The organism is Sphingomonas sp. 66-10 (assembly GCF_001897045.1).
GTDB classification, from domain to species: Bacteria; Pseudomonadota; Alphaproteobacteria; order Sphingomonadales; family Sphingomonadaceae; genus Sphingomonas; species Sphingomonas lycopersici.
In genome coordinates, this window is the sequence record NZ_MKRR01000133.1 from 238,137 (window position 1) to 243,553 (window position 5,417).

The following is a 5,417-nucleotide window of genomic DNA, read 5'->3' on the forward strand; positions in this document are numbered from 1 at the left end:
GTTATAGTTTCCGCCGTCGCCCTTCTGCGAGATGCCATTCTGCGCGTTGAACGCCAGCCCCTCGAAATTCTTCTTGAGGATGACGTTGACGGTGCCGGCGATCGCGTCCGAGCCGTAGATCGGCGCACCGCCGACGGAAACCGTTTCGATGCGGTCGACGAGATTGACCGGCAGCGCGGCGAAGTCGACCGGGCTGCCCGCGACGACGCCGAAAATCGACGACGTCGCCGAGGTGACGAAGCGGTTGCCGTTGACCAGCGTGAGGGTCCGCTGGGACCCGAGATTGTACATATTGACGAAGGTCTGCCCCGCGCCGAACGATCCCTGACTGCCGACCGGGCTGTTGCTGGGCGTGCTGAAAACGGGGAGTTCCTGCAGCGCGGTGCCGAGATTGGTGTAGCCGCGCTTGGAAATTTCCGATGCGGTGATCGCCTCGGTCGGCTGCGCGGCGATCGGCGAGCGCGAAATACGCGATGCGGTGACGATAACGTCGTCCGGCGACGGCGCGTTGTCGGCGAGCTGCGATGCGTCCGACTGAGCATTTTGCGTGGTCTGCGCAACGGCGGTGCTTGCCGCAACCATGCTTCCCGCCGCAATTCCCGCCAGCAGGAGGTGGCGCGCGGCGACGCTGCGCTCGAAAGATACGAACCCCATAACACGGTCCCCTTTTTTCTGCTGCGCGATGCTATGAGAGTCGAAGAAGCGCATGGTCAATCAAGTGCCGCAGGGGACGGATGATTTCGTCGCGCGACTGTGGTGTTTTCGCAACTAATTCAGGAGAATAGCGGCGTAGGCCGCCGCTACACCGCCCTCATCCACAGTTCACGCCACGCGCGCTTGCTTGAAGCCGAGCGCGACTTCGCCCGTATCCATCGGGCGGACCAGCATGATGAACGCGCTCCATTGATGATGCTCGAACCGCGCCTTGCGATCTTGCTCGGCGATGCGGTGAATGTCGCGGCGGAGATCTTCGAACAGGGCGTGGACCCGCGCGCGCGCCGCCTCGGTCAGCTTGACGACATCGGAAACATAACGCGCGTCGGGAGCGCTGAAGTCCATCGACAGGTAAAGCTGCTTGATATTGTTCTCGAACGCCGCCGCGAGCGGCCCGCCGCGGCGCCAGCGCACCGCGCGCGCGGTCAAGGCGCGCGCCCGGCCGCTCGCGCTGACGTCGACCAGCCCGAGCCGGACGAGCCGCGCCAGATGCGCCTCGACGCGCGCCGCGGGCAGGCCGAATTCGCGCATGAAATCCTCCTTCTGCCACCCGTTGAGGATCGAGAAGAACAGAAAGGCGAGCGCGCGATCGGCGGCGAGGATCCGTTCCTGCCGCAGCGTGAACTGCGCGGCGAGTTCCGCCTCGGCCGCCCCGATCAGATCGCGAATGTCGATCCCGGCAATGCCGCATAGCTGATCGAGCCGATCGAGCGTCAGCCCCTGCCCGTTGAGCCAGCGCCGCGCCGTCGCCTCCCCGACGCCGGCGCTTTTGGCCAACGCCGCGGCGCCGATCCGCTGGCGACGCAACGCGATCCGCAATTGTTCGAGCAGCGCGACCGCGCCGGGGCGGCGCCGAGCAGATGCAGATTGGTTATCGATCACCTGGTGAGCGCTTTCCTATCATTTGACGATCGGTCTCCGAATATCATCATTGCCGTTGCCGATGAAGCGGCCCAGTTACGCCTCAGCCAGAACGACGGAGAGGATGACCGTGGCAACGACCAAAGACTATCGGCTCGGCGAATTCACCTTCCCGCGCGGCTGGTTCATGGCCGCCACCACCGCGGAAATATCGCGCGCGCCGCGCGCGTTGCGCCTGCTCGGGCGGGATCTGGTCGCCTATCGCGGCGAATCCGGGCGCGCGATCGTGCTCGACGCTTATTGCCCGCACATGGGCGCGCATCTCGCCGCCGAGCAGAGCTCGGGCGAGGGCGCGCGGCGCGTCGAGGGCGATTCGATCCGCTGCCCCTATCATGCGTGGCGCTTCGGCCCAGACGGCCGCTGCAATCACGTGCCTTATTTCGACGGCCCGATCCCCGCCGCGGCCAAATTGCGCGCCTTTCCGGTCGAGGAACGCTATGGCTGCGTCTTCATCTGGCACGACCCGGAGGAAGGCGCGCCCGATTATGCGCTGCCCGATCTTCCCGAATGGGACGATCCGCATTGGGTGCAATGCGATTATGACGATCTCGGCACGATCGACGTCCATCCGCAGGAGGTGGTCGACAATATCGCCGACACCCGCCATTTCGGCCCGATCCACGGGATGAAGCTCGCTTATTTCGACGATACGTTCGACGGCGTCGTCGCGCGCCAGCGCTCGGGCGGCGGGCATGAGACGATGACCAGCGCCGACGAGCTGCTCGAAAGCGATGCGGTCTATACCGGCCCCGGCATCCTCGTCGCGCGCTTCGGCGGCGAGACCGATGCGGTGCAGATCATCCTCCACACCCCGATCGAGGACGGGCGCACGCACATCTGGCACGGGATCATCACCCGCGGCCAGGCCACCCCGCCGTCCGAGGCGGACCGCGCGATGCACGCGGCCTATCACGCGACCGGGCTGGCCGCCTTCTCGCAGGATTTCGCGATCTGGCGCACCAAGGCGCCCGCGATTGACATCCTGCGGCTGCCGACCGACGGGCCGTTCCACCGCGCACGCGCCTGGTATCGGCAATTCTACAATCCGCGCGCCGAGGCCGCGGTGTATCAGCAACGCGCCAACGGCTTTTATCCGACCAAGGGGATGCCGGCGCATATCACCGACGAAGCGGCGGAATGAGCGGACGCCGCCAGCGCCACGGCCCTATCGGGTCGCGGACGGCCGCTCCTGCGTCATCCTGTAATAGAAGCGGCTGAAATAGGAGGGGTCAGCGAAGCCGAGTTGCTCCGCGACCCCGGCGACCGTGTGGTTGCCGTAGATCAGCAGGCGCCGCGCCTCGAGCACCAGCCGGCGGTGGATATAATGCATCGGCGCGCAGCCGAAATGCGCGCGGACGAAGCGCGTCAGGCTCCGCTCGGTCATGCCCAGGCTGGCGGCATAGAAAGCGATCGTGCGATGATCGCGGAAATGATCGTCGACGAGCGTCCGGAAGCGCCGCGCGCGATCATCGTTCCCGCTCAACGGCAGCGCCGAATCGCGGACCGCACGGGTCAGTTGCACCAATAGCAGGCCGACGAGCCACCCCGCGGCGGTGATCCGCCCCAGGTCGTGCCCCGAGCATTCCCGATAGAGTTCGCCGACCAAAGGACCGAAGCGTTCGGCCTGCGCGCGCGTCAGGCATTGCGCAACCGGGCGATCCGCGACGATCGCCAACCCCGATTGCCCCGCCGCGAGCAATGCGCGCAGATCGGTCGAAAAGGTGATGACCGCGCCGTCGACGTCCTCGTCGAATAAGAAGCCGTGGATCATCCCGGCGGGGACATGGATCACCACCGGGGCGTCGAACGACCTTTTCACCCCTTCGAAGGTGACCGCCACCGCGCCGGCCGCGATCACCAGCAGCTGATCGAGCGTATCGTGGCGGTGCGCACCGATCTCCCACCCGGTCAGGCGGCTGCGGCTCTCGATCGTTTCGATATGGACGAAGCCGGGGTCGGCGAAGCTCCCGCCCTCACCGTAAAGCTGGAAATGCGGCACGTCGGCGATCGTCATGTCTGGATAGTACCAGATATTTGACCGCTCCGTTACTGGAACCGCCGCCCGGCGCGTCGGATAAGTTCCTTGCGATAGCATCGTGCGCCAAATCGATCTGCCCTCAACCCCGGCGAAGGCCGGGGTGGATCATGATTCCAGGCGCGATGCTCTAAAAGGAGAGGCTGGATGCGTGCCACCACCAAGGTCGCGATCATCGGCGCCGGCCCGGCCGGGCTATTGCTCGGTCATCTGCTGCGCGCCGAAGGGATCGATTGCCTGATCCTCGAACGCCAGACCCGCGCGCATGTCGAAAGCCGTATCCGTGCCGGGGTGCTCGAGACGGTGACCACCGATCTGCTCCACCGGCTCGGGATCGATGCGGGCCTCAACGCCCACGGGCTGAAGGAGGAAGGCTTCAACCTCGCCGACGGCGATCGCATCATCCGCATCGACCTCGCGCGGCTGATCGGGTGCCACGTCACGGTCTACGGCCAGACCGAGGTGACCCGCGACCTGATCGAGGCGGCGCCGGCGCGCGGGCTCGATATCGTGTTCGAGGCCAAGGATGTCGCGCTGCACGATATCGGCGCGTCACGCGCCCGCGTCACCTTCGGCAAAGACGGACGCGATCATTGCGTCGAGGCCGATTTCATCGCTGGCTGCGACGGCTTCCACGGCGTCGCGCGCCGGGCCATCCCGGCCGGGGTGCAGCGCGACTATGTGCATGAATATCCGTTCGGCTGGCTCGGCATCCTCGCCGACGTGCCGCCGTGCCACCCCGAGCTGATCTACGCCCGCACCCCTGCCGGTTTTGCGCTGGCCTCGATGCGATCGCCGACGCGCAGCCGTTATTATGTCCAGGTCCCGCGGGACGAGCGCGTCGAGAACTGGCCCGAGGCGCGGCTATGGGATGAACTCGCCCGCCGCTTCGACCCGCTGTCCGCCCACGGCGTGACGCGCGGGCCGGCGCTGGAAATGTCGATCGCCCCGCTGCGCTCCTTCGTGTCGGAGCCGATGGGCCACGGCCGGTTGTTCCTCGCCGGGGACGCCGCGCATATCGTCCCGCCGACCGGCGCCAAGGGCCTCAACCTGGCGGCGTCCGACGTCGCCTATCTCTCCGATGCGCTGATCGGCTATTATCGGCGCAGCGACGAAACCGGTTTGCAGAACTACGCCGCCAAAGCGGTGGCGCGGGTGTGGAAGGCGGAGCGGTTCAGCTGGTATCTGACCAAGCTGATGCACCATTTCCCCGAGGACGGCGCGTTCGCCCACCACATGCAAAGCAGCGAGCTTGATTATGTGGCGCAATCCGAGGCGATGCAGACCGCGATCGCGGAGAATTACGTCGGCCTGCCGCTCTGAGCGCACGGGGTCGCGGATGGCATAAATTCTCATTTGCGAATTTTTCATCTATACGAATCAAGCCGCGGCTTCTAATCCCCTCGCCAAACAGCGCCGACGCGCGTTTCGTGAGAGGACCGCTTATGACCGTTCCCGTCATCCACCCGGCCTGGTCTCGCGCGCCGCTGTCGATGACCGACGGTTACTCGCTCGAAATGACGGCGAAGGATCGCGCTGCGCTCGCCGAAGCGGCGCCGCTGATCGCGCCCGAGACCCCGGTGGCGATCACCTTCCTCCCCGGAGAGGCGATCGACGCGCGGATCGACGCCGCGCGCGACGTCCGCGCGCTCGGGTTCGAGCCGATGCCGCACCTTTCGGCGCGACGGATCGCGAGCCACGACGAGCTGGAACAGATCGTCCGCCGCACCGTCGCGGAGGCAGGCGC

General features: G+C 66.2%; 5 protein-coding genes and 1 pseudogene. 3 read left to right on the plus strand and 3 right to left on the minus strand.

The window, feature by feature from the left end:
* The coding region (locus BGN95_RS15050) for a TonB-dependent receptor plug domain-containing protein (RefSeq protein WP_286773158.1) at positions 1 to 654 on the minus strand (654 nt) is incomplete at its 3' end.
* A gap of 168 nt (positions 655 to 822) precedes the next feature.
* Positions 823 to 1,596 carry a helix-turn-helix domain-containing protein gene (locus tag BGN95_RS15055; RefSeq protein ID WP_286773159.1) on the minus strand — a complete coding sequence of 258 codons (774 nt, stop codon included), beginning with the start codon at positions 1,594 to 1,596 and terminating at the stop codon, positions 823 to 825.
* Positions 1,597 to 1,705: 109 nt separating this feature from the next.
* Here BGN95_RS15055 and BGN95_RS15060 point away from each other — a divergent pair, with 109 nt between their 5' ends.
* Positions 1,706 to 2,776: an aromatic ring-hydroxylating dioxygenase subunit alpha gene (locus tag BGN95_RS15060; RefSeq protein ID WP_286773160.1), complete on the plus strand. Its 1,071-nt coding sequence runs from the start codon at positions 1,706 to 1,708 to the stop codon at positions 2,774 to 2,776.
* A gap of 24 nt (positions 2,777 to 2,800) precedes the next feature.
* Here the strand turns inward: BGN95_RS15060 and BGN95_RS15065 are convergent, their stop codons facing one another.
* A complete protein-coding gene (locus tag BGN95_RS15065; protein WP_286773161.1) occupies positions 2,801 to 3,649 on the minus strand; it encodes a helix-turn-helix domain-containing protein in 849 nt (282 codons plus the stop codon).
* Positions 3,650 to 3,817: 168 nt separating this feature from the next.
* Here BGN95_RS15065 and pobA point away from each other — a divergent pair, with 168 nt between their 5' ends.
* Together pobA and BGN95_RS15075 are read left to right on the plus strand one after the other, a co-directional pair.
* Complete coding sequence (gene pobA / locus BGN95_RS15070) at positions 3,818 to 4,993, plus strand: 4-hydroxybenzoate 3-monooxygenase (RefSeq protein ID WP_286773162.1); 1,176 nt, start codon at positions 3,818 to 3,820, stop codon at positions 4,991 to 4,993.
* Between the two features lie 122 nt (positions 4,994 to 5,115).
* Positions 5,116 to 5,417: pseudogene (locus tag BGN95_RS15075) on the plus strand (methylenetetrahydrofolate reductase); the annotation flags it as partial.

Coding starts and splice junctions, on each gene's coding strand:
- BGN95_RS15065 (WP_286773161.1), bottom strand. CDS start 3,649: ATGACGATCGCCGACGTGCCGCATTTCCAGCTTTACGGTGAGGGCGGG.
- pobA (WP_286773162.1), top strand. CDS start 3,818: ATGCGTGCCACCACCAAGGTCGCGATCATCGGCGCCGGCCCGGCCGGG.